The organism is Sandarakinorhabdus oryzae (genome assembly GCF_009733735.1).
Taxonomy (GTDB): Bacteria; Pseudomonadota; Alphaproteobacteria; order Sphingomonadales; family Sphingomonadaceae; genus Sandarakinorhabdus; species Sandarakinorhabdus oryzae.
Map to the genome: position 1 here is coordinate 1 of NZ_WNJP01000043.1, position 19,550 is coordinate 19,550.

General features: G+C 66.2%; 16 protein-coding genes and 1 tRNA gene. 6 read left to right on the top strand and 11 right to left on the bottom strand.

All coding sequences use genetic code 11. The features are described from left to right. The 6 genes from GJ693_RS06295 to GJ693_RS06320 form a co-directional block, all read right to left on the bottom strand. A partial coding sequence (locus tag GJ693_RS06295) for an RNA polymerase sigma factor (RefSeq protein WP_156255478.1) occupies window positions 1-1,055 on the bottom strand: 1,055 nt, incomplete at its 3' end. Between the two features lie 4 nt (window positions 1,056-1,059). Next, window positions 1,060-1,413 carry a YciI family protein gene (locus GJ693_RS06300; protein ID WP_156255479.1) on the bottom strand — a complete coding sequence of 118 codons (354 nt, stop codon included), beginning with the start codon at window positions 1,411-1,413 and terminating at the stop codon, window positions 1,060-1,062. A gap of 23 nt (window positions 1,414-1,436) precedes the next feature. Beyond that, window positions 1,437-1,817, bottom strand: coding sequence for a YciI family protein (locus tag GJ693_RS06305; protein WP_197042000.1), 381 nt, complete (start codon window positions 1,815-1,817; stop codon window positions 1,437-1,439). 98 nt (window positions 1,818-1,915) lie between these two features. After that, entirely contained in the window at window positions 1,916-3,130 is a 1,215-nt protein-coding gene (locus GJ693_RS06310) for a serine hydrolase domain-containing protein (protein WP_156255481.1), read from the bottom strand. An 11-nt stretch (window positions 3,131-3,141) separates the two neighbouring features. Beyond that, window positions 3,142-3,363 carry a DUF6356 family protein gene (locus tag GJ693_RS06315; RefSeq protein ID WP_156255482.1) on the bottom strand — a complete coding sequence of 74 codons (222 nt, stop codon included), beginning with the start codon at window positions 3,361-3,363 and terminating at the stop codon, window positions 3,142-3,144. 9 nt (window positions 3,364-3,372) lie between these two features. Beyond that, window positions 3,373-4,845: a sodium:solute symporter family transporter gene (locus tag GJ693_RS06320; protein WP_156255483.1), complete on the bottom strand. Its 1,473-nt coding sequence runs from the start codon at window positions 4,843-4,845 to the stop codon at window positions 3,373-3,375. Between the two features lie 51 nt (window positions 4,846-4,896). Between GJ693_RS06320 and GJ693_RS06325 the strand changes: the two genes are divergently transcribed. Further along, window positions 4,897-4,972 (top strand) — tRNA-Val (locus tag GJ693_RS06325). A gap of 367 nt (window positions 4,973-5,339) precedes the next feature. Then, a complete protein-coding gene (locus GJ693_RS06330) occupies window positions 5,340-8,759 on the top strand; it encodes a TonB-dependent receptor (protein ID WP_156255484.1) in 3,420 nt (1,139 codons plus the stop codon). Window positions 8,760-8,947: 188 nt separating this feature from the next. Here the strand turns inward: GJ693_RS06330 and GJ693_RS06335 are convergent, their stop codons facing one another. Further along, window positions 8,948-11,026 carry a penicillin acylase family protein gene (locus GJ693_RS06335; protein ID WP_156255485.1) on the bottom strand — a complete coding sequence of 693 codons (2,079 nt, stop codon included), beginning with the start codon at window positions 11,024-11,026 and terminating at the stop codon, window positions 8,948-8,950. Between the two features lie 8 nt (window positions 11,027-11,034). Further along, window positions 11,035-13,068 (bottom strand): S9 family peptidase, encoded by a 2,034-nt coding sequence (locus tag GJ693_RS06340; RefSeq protein ID WP_156255486.1) that lies wholly within the window; start codon window positions 13,066-13,068, stop codon window positions 11,035-11,037. A gap of 77 nt (window positions 13,069-13,145) precedes the next feature. Between GJ693_RS06340 and GJ693_RS06345 the strand changes: the two genes are divergently transcribed. Further along, complete coding sequence (locus GJ693_RS06345) at window positions 13,146-14,318, top strand: acyl-CoA dehydrogenase family protein (RefSeq protein ID WP_156255487.1); 1,173 nt, start codon at window positions 13,146-13,148, stop codon at window positions 14,316-14,318. A 4-nt stretch (window positions 14,319-14,322) separates the two neighbouring features. Here the strand turns inward: GJ693_RS06345 and GJ693_RS06350 are convergent, their stop codons facing one another. From GJ693_RS06350 to GJ693_RS06360, 3 genes are all read right to left on the bottom strand, one after another. Beyond that, a complete protein-coding gene (locus GJ693_RS06350) occupies window positions 14,323-15,144 on the bottom strand; it encodes a DUF6671 family protein (protein ID WP_156255488.1) in 822 nt (273 codons plus the stop codon). Next, window positions 15,137-16,174: a dihydroorotase gene (pyrC, locus tag GJ693_RS06355; protein WP_156255489.1), complete on the bottom strand. Its 1,038-nt coding sequence runs from the start codon at window positions 16,172-16,174 to the stop codon at window positions 15,137-15,139. Before pyrC ends, GJ693_RS06350 begins: the two co-directional genes overlap by 8 nt. Before the next feature lie 162 nt (window positions 16,175-16,336). Then, window positions 16,337-16,498, bottom strand: coding sequence for a hypothetical protein (locus tag GJ693_RS06360; RefSeq protein WP_156255490.1), 162 nt, complete (start codon window positions 16,496-16,498; stop codon window positions 16,337-16,339). A gap of 199 nt (window positions 16,499-16,697) precedes the next feature. Between GJ693_RS06360 and GJ693_RS06365 the strand changes: the two genes are divergently transcribed. The 3 genes from GJ693_RS06365 to GJ693_RS06375 all read left to right on the top strand — a co-directional run bounded on the left by GJ693_RS06365 (window position 16,698) and on the right by GJ693_RS06375 (window position 19,389). Then, window positions 16,698-17,510, top strand: coding sequence for a universal stress protein (locus tag GJ693_RS06365; RefSeq protein ID WP_156255491.1), 813 nt, complete (start codon window positions 16,698-16,700; stop codon window positions 17,508-17,510). Between the two features lie 69 nt (window positions 17,511-17,579). Then, on the top strand, window positions 17,580-18,743 hold the full coding sequence (locus GJ693_RS06370) for a sensor histidine kinase (protein ID WP_235902698.1): 1,164 nt from the start codon (window positions 17,580-17,582) through the stop codon (window positions 18,741-18,743). Further along, complete coding sequence (locus GJ693_RS06375; RefSeq protein ID WP_156255492.1) at window positions 18,736-19,389, top strand: response regulator transcription factor; 654 nt, start codon at window positions 18,736-18,738, stop codon at window positions 19,387-19,389. Before GJ693_RS06370 ends, GJ693_RS06375 begins: the two co-directional genes overlap by 8 nt. Window positions 19,390-19,550: the final 161 nt, after the last annotated feature.

The window sequence follows — 19,550 nt, forward strand, 5'->3', positions numbered from 1 at the left end:
TCCAGCGCGGCGAGCGCCGCCGGGGCCGCGCCAGCCGCGGTGAGGGCGGCAGCGCGGGCGATGGCGGCGCCGATGCTGGGGGCAAGATCGAGCAGCCGGTCGTAGAGGCCGATCAATGGCGCTGACAGGTCGGCGCCGGTGAAGCGCTGCTGGTTGTGGAGGGACTGGATGGCGGCTTCGAGCTGGAAACGACCGGGTTGGCCCTGGGCAGCGGCATGGCGCAGCGCGGCCTCGCCCTCGCGCACCATCTCGCGATCCCAAAGCTGAAAATCCTGCTTGTCGAGCGGCACGAAGCCGCCATCCGCATCCCGCCGCGCCGGCCGCCGCGCCTCGCACAGCAGGATTAGGGCAAGCAGGCCGGCATTTTCGGCGTCGTCGGGCGCCAGCGTGGCGACCAGCCTGGCCAGGAACAGCGCTTCGGTGGCCAAGTCGGAGGGGTGATCAGCCTCCAGCTGATCCCAGCCGGCGCCATAGGCAGCATAAATGGCGGTGCGGATCGCGGCGAGGCGCGCCGGGCGCTGATCCTGTGGCGGCACGGTGAAGGCGATGCCGGCATCGCGGATCCGCGCCTTGGCCCGCACCAGCGCCTGGCCCATGGCCGCCGGCGAGACGAGAAAGGCCGCCGCAATGCGGGCGGCATCCAGCCCCAGCACCACCTGCAGCATCAGCGGCGCCTGCACGCGCGCCGTGATGGCGGGGTGGGTGCAAACAAACAGCAGCTTCAGCCGCTCGTCCGGAAATTCGGTGTCGGGCGTGTCGGCGCGCTCGTCATCGAGCAGCGCCAGCGCCGGGGCCGCGGCCATCGCAGTGGCAGCCCGCGCCCGGCCATGGCCGAGTTCGCGGCGGGCGACGGTCAACAGCCAGGCATCCGGGCTGGTCGGCACACCATCGGCCGGCCAGTGATCCAGCGCCCGGGCCAGCGCGGTGGCGAGCGCGTCTTCGGCGGCGGCGATGTCGCGCGTGTCGCGCGCCAGCAGCGCCACCAGCCGGCCATAGGCGGTGCGCGCCGCCGCTTCGGCTGCTGCATGGGCAGGGGAAGCGGTGGCGCTGGCCAAGGCCTTACACCTGATCGGGGTCGATGGTGGGCCGCACCTCCACTGATCCATCGACGGCGCAGGGCGCGCGGGCGGCCCAGGCCAGGGCGGCATCAAGATCATCAACCTCGATCACCACGAAGCCGCCCAGCATCTCCTTGGTGTCGGCAAAGGGGCCGTCTTCCACCTGCCATTCGCCATTCTTGATGCGCAGCGTGGTGGCGGTTGGCGGCTGTTTCAGCCCAGCGCCGCCGCGCATGATGCCGGCCGCACCCATGGCGCCCATATAGGCGCTCCAGGCGCCCCAATAGGCCTCGGGTTCGGATTGCTCGCGCGCCAGGTCGGCGGCGGTCTGATAATAGATCAGGGCATATTGCATGGTCATATCCTTCTGCTTCCGGCTCACATGCCGGTCTTGGTGGGGGCGTGGGCGATCACATCGATGCGGCCGCCGCGGGCGGCCGGCAGGGCGCGGGCCAGCTGGCGGGCGGCAGCGTCATTGGCGGCGGTGATGATGAAATAGCCGCCCAGCACCAGGCCGCCGGGGCCGGGCTTGCTGGTCGGCATCAGCGCGGCGCCGCCCTTGAGCGCGCCGGCCTTGGCCAGCTGCTGGCCCGCGGCGGCAAAGCCCTGCCAATAGGCCTGACCGGCCGGACCGCTGTTGCTGCGCTTGGCCAGCTCGGCCGGCGTTTCGTGGATCAAAAGCGTGTAATCGGCGGCACTGGCCGGCACCGCGGCAAGTGCGAGGCCGATGACAAGAATATGCCTCAGTCGGGACATCATGCTGTTCACTCCGTTGGGGCAGCCGGGCAATTCCGGTGGCCTGAACAGATGAGCCGCCATCCTGCCCGATTCAGACAGGCAGGGAAAAAATATTCGCCTCAATCATCGAGCGCGGCATAGACCATGGTGCGCATTTCCTTGCGCACCGGCCAGGTGGAGGAGGGCATCAGCTGGGTCATGAAGATGCCGATCAGGTCTTCCTCCGGGTCCACCCAGAAGAAGGTGCTGGCCGCTCCGCCCCAGAAAAAGTCGCCGTTGCTGCCGGGCATCAATGTCTTGTGGCTGGCCGTGGAGGTGGCAAAGCCCAGGCCGAAGCCGACGCCATCGTAAGCTGCTTCGGAAAACAGGCTGCGGCTCATCGCCGGCAGGTCAACGCCGCCGGGCAGGTGATTGGCAGTCATCAGTGCCAGCGTCTTGCGGCTGATCAGGCGATGGCCGCCCAGCGTGCCGCCATTCAAGAGCATCCGGCAGAATTGCAGGTAGTCGCTCGCCGTCGACACCAGCCCGCCGCCGCCGGAGATGAAGCTGGGCGGCTTGAGGAAGCTGGAGGTGGTGGCATCATCCTGCAGCGTGATGGTGCCGTCCTTGGTGGGCTGATAGCAGGCGGCAAGGCGATGCCCCTGGCCCTCGCGCACGGAAAAGCCGGTATCGACCATGCCGAGCGGGGCGAAGATTTCCTCGGCGAGAAACTGCTCGAACGGGCGGCCCGAAACCACCTGCACCAGCCAGCCGAGCACATCGGTTGCCACCGAATAATTCCACGCCTCGCCGGGCGAGAATTCCAGCGGCAGCCTGGCCAGCGTCTTGATCATGTCCTCCAGCGTGCCGGCCTTCTCGATCTCGCCGATCTTCTCGCGGCGATAGGCTTCATCGACATTGGTGCGCAGCTGGAAGCCATAGGTGAGACCGGCGGTGTGGCGGAACAGATCGACCACCTGCATCGGCCGGGTGCAGGGCCGTGTCTGGAAACCCAGCCTGTGGGTGCCGGCGACGAACACGCCGAGGTTCTTCCATTCGGGGATATATTTCGCCACCGGATCGTCGAGCGCGATCTTGCCCTGTTCGATGAGCATCATCAGCGCCACCGAGGTGATCGGCTTGGTCATCGAATAGATGCGGAATATGGTGTCGTCCCGACAGGGCAAGCCGCGCTCGACATCGGCGAGGCCCTGGCTGCGGAAATGCGCGATCTCGCCGTGGCGGGCGATCAGCGTCTGCGTGCAGGGCAGGCGACGGGGACCAAGATATTTTTCCGCCAGATGCGCGTCCAGCCGGGCAAGGCGGGCCGGCGACAGCCCCAGAGTGTCAGTCATAAGCTTGGCCTTCAGAACGTGGGCTGGTCGTATTTGCGCGGGGCGACTTCGCGGTGCAGCTCGCAAATCGCATCCGAACCGGCGGTCTTGTAGAGGCCAGGCACCAGGCCGTGCACGAAGCATTTCAGGCTGGCGACGAACATGCGGCTGCCCACGCCAAAGGCCGCTCCCATATGCTCGGTATAGGTCTCATTCACCACGCGGGGATGTTCGAGAAACAGGCGGTCGAACATGCGAACCTCTCAGCCGGGAATCGATGCCGGCATATTGGCCGCTGCGTCGCGCCGCCGCAACCGTGCCGTGCCGCCCAGCAGCCGATTGATGGCCAGCGCGACCGCGATGGTGGCGATCAGCGTCACTAGCATCAGGTGGATATAATGCGCCGGCGTCCATGCCCAGGTGAAGACGGCATAGAGGCCGACACCGAAGACCAGCGCCAGCATCACCGCGCCGGCGCGGATGCCGGTGAAGACCAGGCCGCAGATGAAGGCGGCGAGGATCGGCATCGACAGGAGCCCGTTCAGCTGCTGGACGAGATTGATGATCGAGGCCGCGCCGCTGTAGAGCGGCACCAGCGCGATGGAGATGGCGATGAATCCCAATGAAATGAAGGTGTTGAGCCGACCAACATTGGGATTTCGGTCGATATAGGCCTCGTGGATGTCGCACACCCATAGCGTCGTCGTCGAATTGAGGATGGAGGTGTAGTGGGTGAGGACGGCCGCCGCCATGAACGCGGCGAAGGCGCCCGACGCCCAAGTGGGCATCACTTCGGCGACGATGCGGCCATAGGCGCTGTCGCCCAACGGCCCGAACAATTTGTAGCTGGCGATGCCGGGCAGCACGACGATGGCCGGCACGATGGCCAGCCGGATCATTCCGGCAGCAAACACGCCCTTCTGGCCTTCGCGCAGGTTCGGTGCCGCCATGGCGCGCTGGGTGATGTTCTGGTTGGTGGACCAATAGAAGGTCTGGATGAAGATCATGCCGGTGAACAGCGTTGGCCAGGGAATCGGGCTTTGGGGCCCGCCCACAAGCGTCAGCCGTTCGGCCGGGATGCCGGACAGATCGAAGCCGATGGCCGAAAGCGCCAACCAGACGATGGCGAGCGCCGAGCCGAGCACGCCCACCCCGGCAATCGTGTCATAAACGGCGACGGCGCGCAGGCCGCCCAGGATGGCATAGAGCGAGCCGGCGACGCCCAGCACGGCGGCCAGCGGCAGCAGCGGCAGATCGGCGCCCGAGACGGTGCGCAGGAACAGGGCGCCGGTGTAGAGGGTGATCGGCAGATAGATGAACAGATTGCCGGCGAGAAACAGCGCCGAGACCAGCGCGCGCAAGGCGGGCGAGTCATAGCGTTTCTGCAGCAGCTCCGTCGTCGTCGTGCAGCCCTCGCGATAATAGACCGGCAGGAACACTAGCGCGAGAATGGCGAGGCCGGCCACGGCCGACAGCTCCCACCACGCCAGCAGCAGCATCTGCTGGCCGTTCATGCCGACCAGCTGATCGGTGGACAGGTTGGTCAGCGTAATCGAGCCTGCGATGAACGGCCAGGTCAGCCCGCCGCCAGCGAGGAAATACTCGCGATTGCCGTTGGCCTGGCTGCGGGTGCCCTGCGCCCGGCCCATGCGCCGCACCTGCCAGATGGTGGCCAGCGCCATGGCCATGGTGAGCGCGATGAAGACGGCGGTCTGTGTGGTGTCGAGGGCGCCCATTACGGGGCAAGGTTGCACGAACTTGTGTGCGCCGCTAGGGGCTGGCGGCGCGGGCGGTTAGCTCAGTTGGTAGAGCGTCTTCTTTACACGGAGAGGGTCGGGGGTTCGAGCCCCTCACCGCCCACCACGCCGCCGCCGGGCGCGCAAATTGCGCAGCTATTTGCCGACTCCGGCAAGGCCGGCCGGCGACCAAAAAAGGCGGCTCTCAAGCCGCCTATTTCGTGTGTCGTCCGACGGCGTGGCTCCGCCACGCTCCTTCTTCAGCCTTTTGTTGCGCGTGAAGCGGACTCGGCGGGTTTGCCGCTCGCCGCGCCGCGGTGTTGCTGCACCGCAACACCCGGCTGCCATCTCGTCGGGTCATGAACAGGACATGAAGCTGTAACAGAAGCGTCACAATTCCTCGGCACAGCCCTGCGCAGTCGATCTCGAGGGAAGTGATTCCCTATTCGTCGCGCATCATTGCCAAATCCCATTGTCCAAAAGGGGCCCCACACATGCGTCATCTTCGTCTTGGTGTTGCGCTTGCCGCGCTCATTGTTCCGGCCGTTGTCGCCCAGGCCCAGGAAGTCAGCTCCGCGATTTCCGGTCTGGTGCTGACCAAGGCCGGCGAACCGGTCGTGGGCGCCAGCGTGGCCATCGTGCACGTGCCGACCGGCACCAGGATCACCGTGACGACCGGCGCCAACGGCGAATTCGCCGCCTCGGGCCTGCGTGTCGGTGGGCCGTTCTCGGTCATCATCGCGGCCGACGGCTACCAGGGCCAGACCATCGAAGGCATCAACACCGGCGCAGGTGACAACTACAGCCTGACCGCCGAACTTGAAGGCACCAGCGAAGAGAAGACCATCGTCGTGTCGGCCAGCTCGCTGCGCCGTTCGGGCGTGGTGACCACCGGCTCGGCCACCGTCCTGTCGGCCAAGGAAATCGCCTCGATCACCTCGGTCAACCGCGACATCCGCGACGCCGCCGCCCGCGATCCGCTGACCAGCTTCGATCCCAACCTGCGCGGCGTGTCGATTGCCGGTTCCTCGGCCCGCGCCAACCGCTTCACCATCGACGGTGTGGCCGTGCAGGATGATTTCGGCCTCAACCTTGGCGGCCTGCCGTCGCTGCGCGGCATCGTCAGCCTCGAAGCCATCGGCCAGCTGTCGGTGAAGTCGGCGCCGTTCGACGTGGCCCAGGGCAATTTCACCGGCGGCGCCATCGACGCCGTGCTGAAGTCGGGCACCAACGACTATCACGCGGTTGCCTATGGCAGCATCGGCGGCAAGGGCCTGACCGGCCGCGAAGTGCGCGGCACGATCATCCCGCAGTCGAAGCCGTTCCGCAATTATGGCTTCTTCGTTTCGGGCCCGATCATCAAGGACACGCTGTTCATCGCGCTGAACTATGAACGGCTGACCGAAGGCAACCAGGTGATCTCCGCCGGTCCGGCCGGCGAAGGCTTTGCCAACGCCATCCCGAACATCGGCGATTCGACGACCACGGCTGACGACCGCTCGATCATCAACAACATCATCAGCACCACCAACAGCCGCTACAAATATGACCCGCTCGACACCTGGTCGCAGGATTCGGAGCGCGATCGCAAGATCTCGGGCAAGATCGACTGGAACATCACCGATGGCCAGCGCCTGTCGTTCACCTATATCAACCACTTCAACTCGGTGCCGCTGCCGGGCGGTGGTTCGTCGAACTCCAACTCGTCGCCGAACGTTGGCCTCAAGTCCAACAGCTATGAAGGCACGGAAGCGACCAAGATCTACACCGGCCAGTTGAACTCGCAGTGGACCGACAAGCTGTCGACCGAACTGCGCATCAGCTATCGCGACTACGAGCGCGGCCAGGTTGGTTACAACGACACCGGCTTCGCCCAGTTCCAGGTCTGCACCAACCCGAACAGCATCGCCGCCGGCACCAACCCGACCAACAACAACATCAACTGCGGCACCAATGCCCGCGTGACCCTGGGCACGGACTCGTTCCGCCACTCCAACTCGCTGGCCACCAGCAACCTGAACTTCCAGTTCAACATGCGCTACAACGCCGGTGATCACCGCATCAAGTTCCAGGTCGAAGGCGTGCGGCAGAAGGTGAACAACGTCTTCCTGCCCAACAGCCGCGGCAACTTCTACTTCGACTCCGTGGCCGATTATCTGGCCGGCAACGCCAACCGCGTGACCTTCGCCAACTCCATTGATGGCGATCCCAATTCGGGCGGCGCGGCGCGCTTCACCGTCTACAGCTATGCCTTCGGCCTGCAGGACGAATGGAAGATCACGCCGGAACTGACCGCGCTGATCGGTGGCCGTTTCGACGCCTATGTGATGGATGACAGCCAGATCACGCTGAACCCCAACTTCGTCAACCGTTATGGCTATCGCAACACGCGCTCGCTGAATGGCCTGTCGGTGTTCCAGCCGCGCTTTGCCTTCAACTGGAAGCCAACCGAGCGCGCGCGCGTTTCGGGCGGCGTCGGCATCTTCAGCGGCGGCGTGCCGATGGTGCTGTTCTCCAACAGCCTGGCCAACGACGGCACTCGCCTGAACACCATCGATCTGGAACGCCAGTTCGTTGGCGGCGTGGCCACCGGCAACTTCATCGATCGCAACAATGCCACCACCGATCCCGTGGTGCAGGCGCAGATCAACGCAGCCGGTGCGGCAGCGCTGAACAACGTCGATGGCTTTGGCCTGCAGACGAACCCCGTGGTCAACGACTATCTGGCCAAGAACCTGACGTCGCTGGCGCAGGCCACCACCAACTCGGTTGATCCCAATTTCAAGATGAACTCGGTGGTGCGCGCCAACCTGACCGCCGAATATTCGGCCGACCTGGGCGCCCTGGGGGACAGCTGGGTGTTCCGCGTTGACCTGGCCAAGACCTGGAACCGCAACAGCTATATCATGATCGACCTGCGCGCGATCGCCAACGGCACCCTGCCGGATGGCCGCCCGCGCTATCAGGGCATTGCGGGCAGCGCCGGCAACGATCTGCAGCTGACGTCGGCCAAGGGTGGCGGTGCCTTCATCGCCGCGGCGTCGGTGTCGAAGGAATGGCTCAATGGCCTCAGCTTCCAGGCCGCCTATACGCGCAGCCGCATCACCGATTATCTAACCGATACCGGTGGCACCACCGCGGCCGGCTCCTATGGCGTGACCGTGCGCGACCCGAACCGGCCTGATCTGGCGACGTCCAGCCTGCAGATCGGCAACCAGGTCCGCGTGACGCTGAACTATCGCCACGCCTTCTTCGGCGACAACGAGACCAACTTCCAGATCTTCGGTCTCTATCGCCAGGGTCGTCCCTACAGCTACACCTTCGGCGATCCGGGTGCGGGCCGTGGCACCGTGTTCGGCACCACCAACTCCAACCGCTACCTGATCTATGTGCCGACCGTTTCGAACCTGACGATCCCGACCGGCACGGCCTCGGTCGTTACCCAGATCGATCCGATCGTGCAGTTCCAGGGCACGCCGGCCCAGCTGACCGCGTTCCGCGATTTCATCACATCGTCGGAACTGGCCGGCTTCCAGGGCCAGATCGCGCCGCGCGGCATTGCCCGCAATCCGGACTTCTGGAACATCAACCTGCACTTCTCGCAGCAGCTGCCGACCTTCGTTGGCCGCAGCAAGCTGACCGTGTTTGCCGACATGGAGAATTTCCTGAACCTGATCAGCGACAAGTTCGCCTTCCGCGAAATCGACGGTCGCGCCCAGCAGGTGAAACTGGTCGACGTCGCCTGTCTCAACGCGGCGGGCACGGTGATCGGTTCGTCCGGCAGCGGCACCTCGCTGACCACACCGTGCGCCTCCTATCGCTACTCCAACTTCACCGCGCCGGCGCTGAGCTTCCCGAACATTCAGCGCACGTCGGTGTGGGCGATCCGCATTGGCGCGCGGGTGGAGTTCTGATCGCAGCCGGGCGCGCAAATAGCGCAGCTATTTGCCGACTCCGGCAAGATCGGACGGCGAGCGAAAAGGGGCGGCCCAACAGCCGCCCCTTTTTGATTCGTCCGACGGCGTGGCTCCGCCACGCCCTTCCTTCTTTCTTCCTTCGGCGCAGAAGCGGACTCGGCGGCTCCGCCGCCGGCCGCGCCCCCTCAATACGCGTCCCGCTTCTCCAGATTCCCCTCCACCTCAGCCCGCATCAGCCACAATTGCCGGAAACGCTTTTCGCTGAGCAGGCCAAGCTGGTCGCTGCGGTGCGTGGTGCCGGGCTGACTGCTGTTGCCATAGCTCAGGGTGGCAATGGCCTTCATCGGCGTCGAAAATTCGATCAAATTCACCCAGGTCTCGCCGGCGGTGGGCACACGCTGGCCATCCTTCCACGCGCCCCAGCTGATGGTGCGGAACAGGCCGAGTCCGCCATTGCCGCCGTGGCCGGGGGTGGACGTCGTCTCCCCGGCAGCGAAGCGGGAAACCTCGCCATAGGGCATGTCGAGCCGGCCGTGGCGGGCCTTCACCTCGGCAGCGGCAGCCTTCAGCATGGCGGTGGCGGCGGCCGCGTCGCGGATGCCGGCGGGGGTGTTCAGCGGGTCGTCAAGCGTCCAGGCGCGGGCATAGTTAGTCTGGTCGTCAAGGCCCGGCCCGGCAAAACGCTTCGCCCAGACTTCAAACAGCAAGGCGGCGCGGCTGTCGGCCTCGAAGCGATTGTCCCACCCTGTCAGCAGCTCGCGGGCGGCGCGCACCTCGTCATCGTTGCTGCAGGCGCTGGCGGCGAGCAGGGCGGGCTTCATGCGGTCGGCCATCAGCGACGTGGTGGTCAGCTTGCGGCGCTGGAAATCGGCGAAATCCAGCTTGTCCGTCCCCATCAGCAGCCGGGCTGACATCTGGGCGCGCAGGCTCATCATCTCGGTGGCCGCGACGTGCGGCGGAAAGCTTTCCGGCTTGAGCACGCGCGGGATGGTGTCGACCCAGGGCACGTCGTTGGCGTTCTGCACAAAGCCACCGGGGGGATCGAGGGCCTTGGGCAGATGCTCATAGGGTTCGATCGTGGTCGAGATCAGATCGGAGCGGTCACCGGGGACAAGGCCAGACCAGAATGCATGGCTGCCGCCGGTTTTGTGGGCTGGCAAGATGCCGTTGGAGATGTGGAAGACATGGCCGGCGCGATCCGCATAGACGATGTTGAAACTGGGGATCTGCAGGCGTTTGAGCGCGCTTTCGAAGCCGGCGAAATCATGCGCCTTGCCCATATCGAGATAGGCCTGCAGCACGCCGGGGCGATCGAGGCCGGCAACGCGGATGGCGACGGGGCGGCCTTCCACATCGAACACCGGGCCGTGGACGCTGTGGCGGACGATGAAGCTCTCGCGCTTCAATGTGCCGTCGCTCTGGCGGATGAGCAGCGATTTCGGCACCCGGCGATAGGCCATCACCTTGCCGCCGAGGCGATAGCCGCCGGCCACGGGCTCCAGCGCATAGCGGGTGGCGCCGAGCATGTTGTTGACCGTGTTGGTGAAGCCAAGATCAGTGTTGAAGGCAAAGCGCAGCACCGGCAGGCCCACTTGTGTTGCGCCATAGACGGCATAGCCCGGCGCGCTGATCTGCGCCTCGTAATAGGTGAGCGGGGAGGGCACCCACGGCAGGTGCGGGTTGGCGAGCAGCATGGCGGCGCCACTGGCCGAGCGTGATGGGCCGACCGCCCAGCCGTTGGAACCGCCATCGTCGCCCAGGCCGGTGGGGCCGGGCCTTTCGGGCCGGCTGAGCATGCGGCCCATCGGCGCCACATAGAGATACTGCATCAGCCGGTGGGCGTGTGCCATCACGTCCACCCCGGTGATCGGCAGCACCCGCTTCAATTCGGCGGGAACGTGATCGGGGTGGGCGGCCATCCAGCCGTTGATGCCGGCGGCAAAGCCATCGAGGTTGGCGCGCATCTGCGGGCTTTGTGCCTTGTACCAGGCGCGGGCGCGCTCCGGCGCGTCATGGGCAATCAGGTAACGATCGAGCGGTGCATAATCCGCCCCCCAATATTCCGCCGCCCGCGCCCGGCTCTCGCCATACATGCGGAGCAGGATATTGCCGTGGCTGGCCGCCTGCGCCCAGCCAAAGCCCTTGAAGGCGCCGGCTTCGCTGTCGGCATAGATGTGGGGGACGCCAAAGCGATCCCACAGCACCTCGTCGGCCAGCGCGGGCGCTGAAGTGACAAGCAGGACGGTGAAGAGGGCGCAGCGCATCGGCAACCTCACTTCTTCAGATAGCGATTATACCAGTCGATCACCGCCAGGTTGGATTGCAGCCATTGCGACGGGCGGCCCATGCCGTGGTTGGCTTCGGGCAGGCGCACCATCATCGCCGGCACCCCGCGCACCTTGAGCGCCTGGTAATAGGCCTCGGTCTGGGCGATCGGCGTGCGGTAATCGGCTTCGCCGGTGATCAGAAGCGTCGGCGTCTTGACGTTGCCGATGAGGGAGAAGGTGGAGCGGCGCCAGTAGAGGTCGCGATTCTCCCACGGGTTGCCGACCACCCAGTTGGACAGGGTCAGCGCGCTGATGTCGGAGGTGAGCGCCTGGATCGACCAGTCGGTGACCGGGCGCAGCGCCGCCGCGGCGTTGAAACGATCGGTCTTGCCGATGGCGAAGGTGGTGAGCACACCGCCGCCGGAGCCGCCGCCGATGAACTGGTTCCTGGCATCCGCCCACGGGCGTTTCAGCACTTCGTCCACCCCGGCCAGCAAATCGCCCAGATCAGGGCCGGGATATTCGCCGCCATATTCGGGCGTGATGCCGTTGGCGAACTTCTCGCCATAACCGGTTGATCCGCGCGGGTTTGACCACAGCACGACATAGCCGGCAGCGGCATAGAGCTGGTGGGTGACCGAGAAATAGGGGCCATAATCACCATTGGGCCCGCCGTGGATTTCCAGCGCGACGGGGTATTTTTTCGTGCGATCGAAATTGGGCGGATACTGGATCCAGCCTTCGATGGTCAGGCCATCGGGCGCTTTCCAGGTGAGGCGTTCCATGGCACCGATGCTCTTGTCGGCGCGCCACTTGTCGTTGAAGTCGATCTTGCCGATCAGCTTGCCGGCCTTCATGACGCCCATGGCCGCCGGACGGTCCGCCTCCACGGTGGTGAAGGCGTGCACGTCGCCACCAACGCTCCAGTCGCCGCCCGAAGACGGCAGATAGAGGCGGGTGCCGCCGATGGCCGGCACGATGACCTTGGCCGGCCCACCCGTCACCGGGATCGTCGCCACCCGGGTGAGGCCGACATCGCCATAGGCGACGTTGAGCGACTTGCCGTCCTTCGCCCATTCGAAATCACCGACCGGGCGATCGAGGCCGGCGCTCAGCTGCACCGGTTCGCCGCCAGCCAGTTTCTTCAGCCACAGGCCGGGCTGGCTGTAGAATTTCGTCGTCTTCGGCTGGCCGATCCACGCCAGCCACTGGCCGTCGGGCGACAGGCTGGCATTGGCTTCGACGCCGGCAATCGCGGTCAGACGCTCCGGCGGGCCGCCGCTGGCGTTGATGCGATAGACATCGATGCCGTCAAAGCCGCGGCGCTCGGCGGCCGGCCGGCTGTCGGCGCTATAGACCAGGCTCTGGCCGTCGGGGGCCCATTTGGCCTGGCCGGCGATCTGATCAACATCGCCCTGGGTCAGCTGGGTGGGGGTGCCGCCAGTTGCGGCCACCACGAACAGCTGATCGGCGCCAGCCTTGATATAGCCGCCCTCGTTGGTGCGATATTGCCAGTCGCTGATCACACGCGGATCGGGCGCCCAGGTCGCGCCGGCGGGCTTGTCGGGCATGCCGGGCACTTTCGGCATCGGCGCGTCCACCCGGCCGGTGAAGGCGATGCGGCTGCCATCCGGGCTCCAGGCCAAGCCGCCGGGGGCGACGCCGCCGGTGGTGATCGGCTTGCCGACCCCCTCGGTCACATCCATCACCCAGATCTGCGGCTTGCCCAGCCAGGGCGCGACATATGCGATGCGCTTGCCATCGGGTGCCCACACCGCGCCGCCGGCATTGGCCTGGGCGGGGATGAGCAATTGTTTTTCCAGGCCCGACTTGCCTACGGTCGCCAGCCACCATTCGGTGGTGCGCCGGTCGGTCTGGATGTCGAACTGCATGCGGGTGAGCAGCACGTGCGCGCCGTCGGGGCTGACCTCGACATTGTCGGTCATGCTGATGCGGTAGATGTCGGCCGGCTCGAACGGCGTGGCGGCGATGGCAGCGGTGGTGGAGAGCAGCGCAAGCGCGAAGAGAGCGGCTTTCATGGTTGTCCTGTCGTTTTCCAAAGGCTGTGCCGGCAGGCTAGCAAGGGCACACTGGCCTGAACAGTGAGGAACCGGACATGAGCATCAGTTTCGACGAGTGGCGCGCGCGCTCGCCTTATTATGACGAGACCCACGAGGCGGTGGCGCAATCGGTGCGCAGGTTCATGGCCACCGAGGTGCTGCCCAACATCGACAAGTGGGAGGCCGACGGCGAGCTGCCGCGCGAGTTGCACAAGAAGGCGGCGCAAGCCGGTATATTGGGGCTGAATTACCCCGAGGAATATGGCGGGCACAGCCAAGGTTTCGACGTGTTCCACGGCCTCACCCAGTCCGAGGAGATGGCCGCCGCCGGGGCCGGTGGGCTGGGCGCCAGCCTGATGACCCACGGCATCGGCCTGCCGCCGATCCTGGCGCTGGGCAGCGAGGAAATGAAGCGCCGGATCGCGCCGGAAGTCTTGTCGGGTGACAAGATCATCAGCCTGGCCATCACCGAGCCCTCCGGGGGTTCGGACGTGGCGCAGTTGAAGACCCGCGCCGAGAAGGTGGGCAACAAATATGTGGTGAACGGCCAGAAGATGTTCATCACCAGCGGCATGCGCGCCGATTACATGACGGTGGCGGTGCGCACCGGCGAGCCAGGCATGAAGGGCATCTCGCTGATGCTGATCGAGACCGACCGACCAGGCGTGGGGCGGACGCGGCTCGACAAGATGGGCTGGCGCTGTTCGGACACGGCGGCGGTCTATTTCGACAATGTCGAGGTGCCGCCGGAGAATTTGATCGGGCCGGAAAATGGCGGCTTCATCGGCATCATGCGCAACTTCAACAGCGAGCGGTTGGGCATGGCCCACGGCTGCTGCGCGATGGCGCGGGTGGCCCTGAAAGAGGCGATGGACTGGGCCCAGCAACGCGAAACGTTCGGCAAGCGGCTGGGCGCCCACCAGTCGATCCGCATCAAGCTGGCCGATTGCGCGCGGCAAATCCTGGCGACGCAGGCCTGGGTTGATCTGTGCGCGCACCAGCACCGGCAGGGCGTCGGCGTGCCGGCCGATTATGCCATGCTGAAGGTGCAGGCGACCCGCATGCTGGAACATGTGGCGCGCGAGGCGGCGCAGGTGCTGGGCGGGGCCAGCTTCATCACCGGATCGAAGGTAGAGCGCATCTATCGCGAAGTGCGGGTGAACGCGATCGGCGGCGGCTCGGAGGAGATCATGCTCGATCTGGCCGGGCGGCAGATGGGGTTGGGCTGAAGCCTTACGGATTGCACCAGTCGCAGCTGGCCGGGCTGGCCGCCGTCACGCCATCGGGGCGCGGGCGGCGCTCGCGGTGGTCGCACACCCCGCAGCCATCGATGATGGCCAGCACGCCCTGGCTGGGCTGGTTGCACGACGAGCAGGGCAGGCCGCGCAGCAGATCGACCTCACCCCAGCCGGGGCAGCTGCAGGCCGGGCACAGGGCGGCCAGCCGCGCTGCCAGCTTGCCAGCCAGCGCACGGATCGCGGCCATGCGGGTGGGATTGAGATGGGCGCGCATGTCGGTTTCCAGCCGGTTGCCGGGCCAGGCCAGGGCGGACAGGGCAGCCATGTCCTGCACGCCGCTGGCCAGCACGTCGCCATCGGGGCCTTTGACCACCAGCGCGTGTGCCGGAAAGCCGATGCGGGCCAGGAACGCCGCGATGTCGCCGCCGCCCACCACGTCGTGATGGGCGAAATTGGTGCAGCGGGAGAGGGCGGACAGGGTGAGTTCAAGACCGCGGCCAGCGTCGATGAAGGCGAGGGTTTCAACCCCGCCGGCGCCGAACGGCAGCCAGGGATGCGGGCCGAAGCTGCCTTCGCTGGCCAGCCCCAGCTCAAGGCCCGTCGCCGCCATGCCGGCGTGTGCCTTGGCCAGCGCGGCCTCGGCAGCCGTGCCGGCGCGCGGCGTTGTGCCGGTGAAGGTGCCGAACTGGTCGGTGTCAATCGCGACGGCCTCGACGATCAGGCCCAAGCGGCGGGCCAGCGGCGGCGCAAGCGCGCGGTCCTTGCCGTGCTGCGTCGCCAGCGCGACACGGCGCCCCTGATAGGGATGATCAGGCAACGAAGCGCCAGTCCAGCACCTCGCCGGCGTGGAAGGGCACGAGCTCGCTGCCGGCGGCCGAAATGCGGCCCGGCACCGGCGTCGGCGCGCGTTCGAGGGTGATGAAATCGGGGTTCAGCGGCAGGCCATAGAAACGCGGGCCAAACTCGCTGGCAAAGCCTTCAAGTCGGTCGAGCGCGCCTTCTTCCGCGAAGGTCCTGGCGTAGGACTCGATGGCAAAGGGCGCGTTGTAGATGCCGGCGCAGCCACAATCGGCTTCCTTCGTCTCAACCGCGTGCGGCGCACTGTCGGTTCCAAGGAAGAACTTCGGGTTGCCGCTGGTCGCCGCGGCCCGCAGCGCCAGGCGATGAAGCTCGCGCTTGGCGACCGGCAGGCAATAGAAATGCGGGCGCATGCCGCCGTCGAACATTGCGTTGCGGTTGATGGCAAGATGGTGCGGCGTGATGGTGGCGGCGATGTTGGGGCTGGCATCGCGCACGAAATCAACGGCATCCTTGGTGGTGATATGCTCGAACACGATCTTGAGCGCCGGGAAATCGGCGACCATGGTTTTCAACGTGCGCTCGATGAACACGGCTTCGCGGTCGAAGATGTCGACGTTGTGATCGGTCACCTCGCCGTGGATCAGCAGCGGCATGCCGATGCGCTGCATGGCGTCGAGCGCCGGATAGATTTGGCGAACGTCGGTGACGCCGTGGGCGCTGTTGGTTGTGGCGTGCGCCGGATAGAGCTTGGCGGCGGTGAAGATGCCCTCGCCGTGGCCCCGCACCAACTCGTCCGGGTTGATGCCATCGACGAGATAGCAGGTCATCAGCGGTTCAAAGGCGATGCCCGGCGAGACGGCGGCGCGGATACGCTCGCGGTAGGCAGCGGCTGCGGCGGCCGTGGTCACCGGCGGCTTCAGATTGGGCATCACGATGGCGCGGGCGAACTGGCGGGCGGTGGCATCGGCGACGGCGGCGAGCATTGGTCCATCGCGCAGGTGAACATGCCAGTCATCGGGGCGGCGCAGGCGCAGTCTCTCGGTCATGCGGCGCCTGTTACGCGCAACGGGCGCCGAGGCAAAGCCGCTTTATGAACCCACCGCTGGCGAATCATCAGGCCAGCGGCACAAACGAAAAGTCCGGCGGGAGCACCGCCGGACTGGAGATTGCACGTGCAGGGAGCAGGCGACTGGCGCCCGCCCGTCAACTCACCATTTGCGGCCGCCGGCGAGGGCGCCCAGCGCCAGCACGATGATGGCGACCAGCAGCCACAGCCACGACAGGCGGTCCACAACGGGATGACGCGACAGGGCACGCTCGCGCGCAGCATTCTCGCCCAGGGCGGTATTGCTCAGCGTGGTCGTGTTCATGGTGCGCTCTCCGATTTGTTTACCAAAAGTAAAACATCCCATTCATAGAATCCAGCGGAATCTGCAGCCCGGCGCATCGGTCGCAGCCGGGCCAATTACGGGTCAGGAAAGATGCGTAAAGCCTTGGCCGGCCGTGCGGGCGTAGAAGCAATGCCGGGATGGAGAGGTGCCGATCGCGGCCAGTGCAGGACGATGCGTGATGAAGAATATCCTGCTGCACATCCATGACGATGATTTCCAGGCCGACCGGCTGGGCGTGGCGACCGATCTGGCCCGGCAGACGGGCGGCCATCTGCAATGTGTGCAGGTGACGCCGGTGGAAGCCTATGCCGGCGATCCCTATGGCGGGCTGTTCGGTATGGCGGCGCTGATCGACACCATCCATGATCAGGACAAGCTACTGCGCCAGCAGGTGGAAACCCGGCTGGGCCATGCCGACGTGGCGTGGGACTGGCGCAGCTTTGACGGCAATGTGGTGGAAACGTTGATCGACCAGTCGCTGCTGGCCGATGTCGTGGTGCTCAGCCAGCCCGGCGGCAGTCGCCGTGGCGGTGCCCGCCAGCCACTAGCCATCGTGGGCGATGTGGTGATGTATGCGCGCTGTCCGGTGCTGATGGTGCCGCACGGGGCCCCGAGCCTTGATCTGGCCGGCCCGGTGCTGGTGGCGTGGAACGGTTCGGCCGAAGCGGCGCACGCGCTGCGCATGGCGCTGCCGCTGCTCAAGCGCGCGACCGATGTGCACCTGGTGGAGGTGAGCGACGACATCCCCGGCCTCGCCGCGCGCGAGGCGGCGCAATATCTGTCGCGCCATGGCATCGTGGTTGATGTGCACGAATGGCCAGCAAAAGGCCGGCGCGTGTCGGTGGCGCTGCTGCATGCGGCGGCGGAATTGTCGGCGCGGTACATGGTGATGGGTGCCTATGGCCACAGCCGCCTGCGCGAAACCGTGCTGGGCGGGGTGACACGCGAGCTGATCGGTACGGCCACGCTGCCCCTGCTGTTGGTGCATTGAGGTGCGACGACGCCAGCCTCCTCGATTCCAGCGTTGAATTTGCTGGCCGGTTCGGCACTATCCCTCATCGTGTGTCCCTTCCTCGACAGCCAGGCCAAGCCGCCCCGGGCGCTGCTCGACAGCAGCGAGGCGCTGCAGCGCTCGATCCTCGCCACCGTGCCCGATGCGATGATCGTCATCGACGAGGCTGGCACCATCCTGCTGTTCAGCGAAGCGGCCCACCGCATGTTCGGATATGACGAGGACGTGGTGGGCCAGAACGTCAAGATATTGATGCCGCGGCCCGATCGCGACCGGCATGATGATTACATGCGCCACTATATGGAGACCGGCGAGGCGCACATCATCGGCATCGGCCGGATCACCACCGCGCGCCGCCGCGATGGCAGCAACTTCCCGATCGAACTGGCCATCGGCGAAGCCCAGGGAGAACATGGCCGGCTGTTCACCGGCTTCATCCGCGACCTCACCGAGATCCAGCGCGCCGAACGCCGCCTGAATGATCTGCAGACCGAATTGTCCCATATCAGCCGGGTGTCGGCGATGGGCAGCCTGGCCAGCGCGCTGGCGCACGAATTGAACCAGCCGCTCACCGCCATCGCCAGCTATGCCGAAGGCGCGCGCTCGCTGCTCGAGGAGGACGCGCCATCCGCCGAGACGCTGACGACAGTGCGCGAGGCGCTGGCCGAAGCCAGTGCCGAGGCGCTGCGCGCCGGCCAGATCGTGCGCCGCCTGCGCGAGTTCATCAGCCGCGGCGACAGCGAGAAACGCGTCGAGCGGCTGCGCCGGCTGGTCAGCGAGGCCGCAGCGCTGGCGCTGACCGGCGCTGGCCAGATCGGGCTCAACTTCGAGATCAGGCTCGATGCGGAGGTGGACCTGGTGCTGTGCGACCGGATCCAGATCCAGCAGGTGCTGCTCAACCTGATTCGCAACGCGGTTGAAGCCATGCAGCGATCGGCCCGGCAGCAGCTGGAAATCCGCAGCCGGCCGGCCAGCCGTGGCCTGGTGGAAGTCGTGGTGGCCGACAGTGGCCCGGGGCTGGCGCCCGAAGTGGCGGCGCAGCTGTTCCAGCCGTTCAACACGTCCAAGGACAAGGGCATGGGCCTTGGCCTGTCGATCTGCCGCACCATCGTTGAAGCCCATGGCGGGCGCATCTGGGCCGAACCGTCGGATTTCGGCGGCACGGCCTTTCACTTCACCCTCGAACTGGCGGAGGAGCCGCAGGATGGCTGAACCACACCATGCGGGCCGGGTCTATCTGGTCGACGACGAGGCGGCGGTGCGCCGTTCGGTCAGCTTCATGCTGAAGACCGCCGGCTATGATGTCGAGACGTTCGATTCCGGCGAGGCCTTCCTGAAGGCCGCGCCGCAGTTGGAACCGGGCTGCGTGCTGCTCGATGTGCGCCTGGCCGGGCTGGATGGCCTGGCGGTACAGCAGGCGCTGGTCGATCGCGGCATCATGCTGCCGGTGATCATCATCACCGGCCATGGCGATGTGGGCCTCGCGGTGCGGGCGATGAAGGCCGGCGCCGTGGATTTCCTTGAAAAGCCGTTCGAAAAGGCCGCCGTGGTCGCCGCGCTCGATCAGGCGATGCGTCGCAACGAGGGCAGGGCGGCGCTGGAGCGGCTGGCCGATCAGGCCCGCGCCCAATTGAACGGGCTGACCCCGCGCGAGCGTGACGTGCTGAACGGCCTGGTGGAGGGCCAGTCCAACAAGGTCATCGCTTATGACCTCGGCATCTCGCCGCGCACGGTCGAGATTCACCGCGCCAATCTGATGTCGAAACTGGGAGTGAACTCGCTGTCGGATGCGCTGAAGATCGCCTTTACCGCGCGCATGGCCGATTTGGCTGGGGCGGCACCGTCAGAGCCGGCCTGAGAGTTTCTTCCCACGCGTGCAGCCAACATGGCAGAGCTGATCGCAATCGCGGCGCGGCGCTTGTGGGCCGGGCAGGCTGCCGCCGGCGCACAGGCTGACCAGCTGCGCCTCGGCCCGCGCCGGCAGCGACAGGGCGGACAGCACCAGCNCCAGCAGGGCCG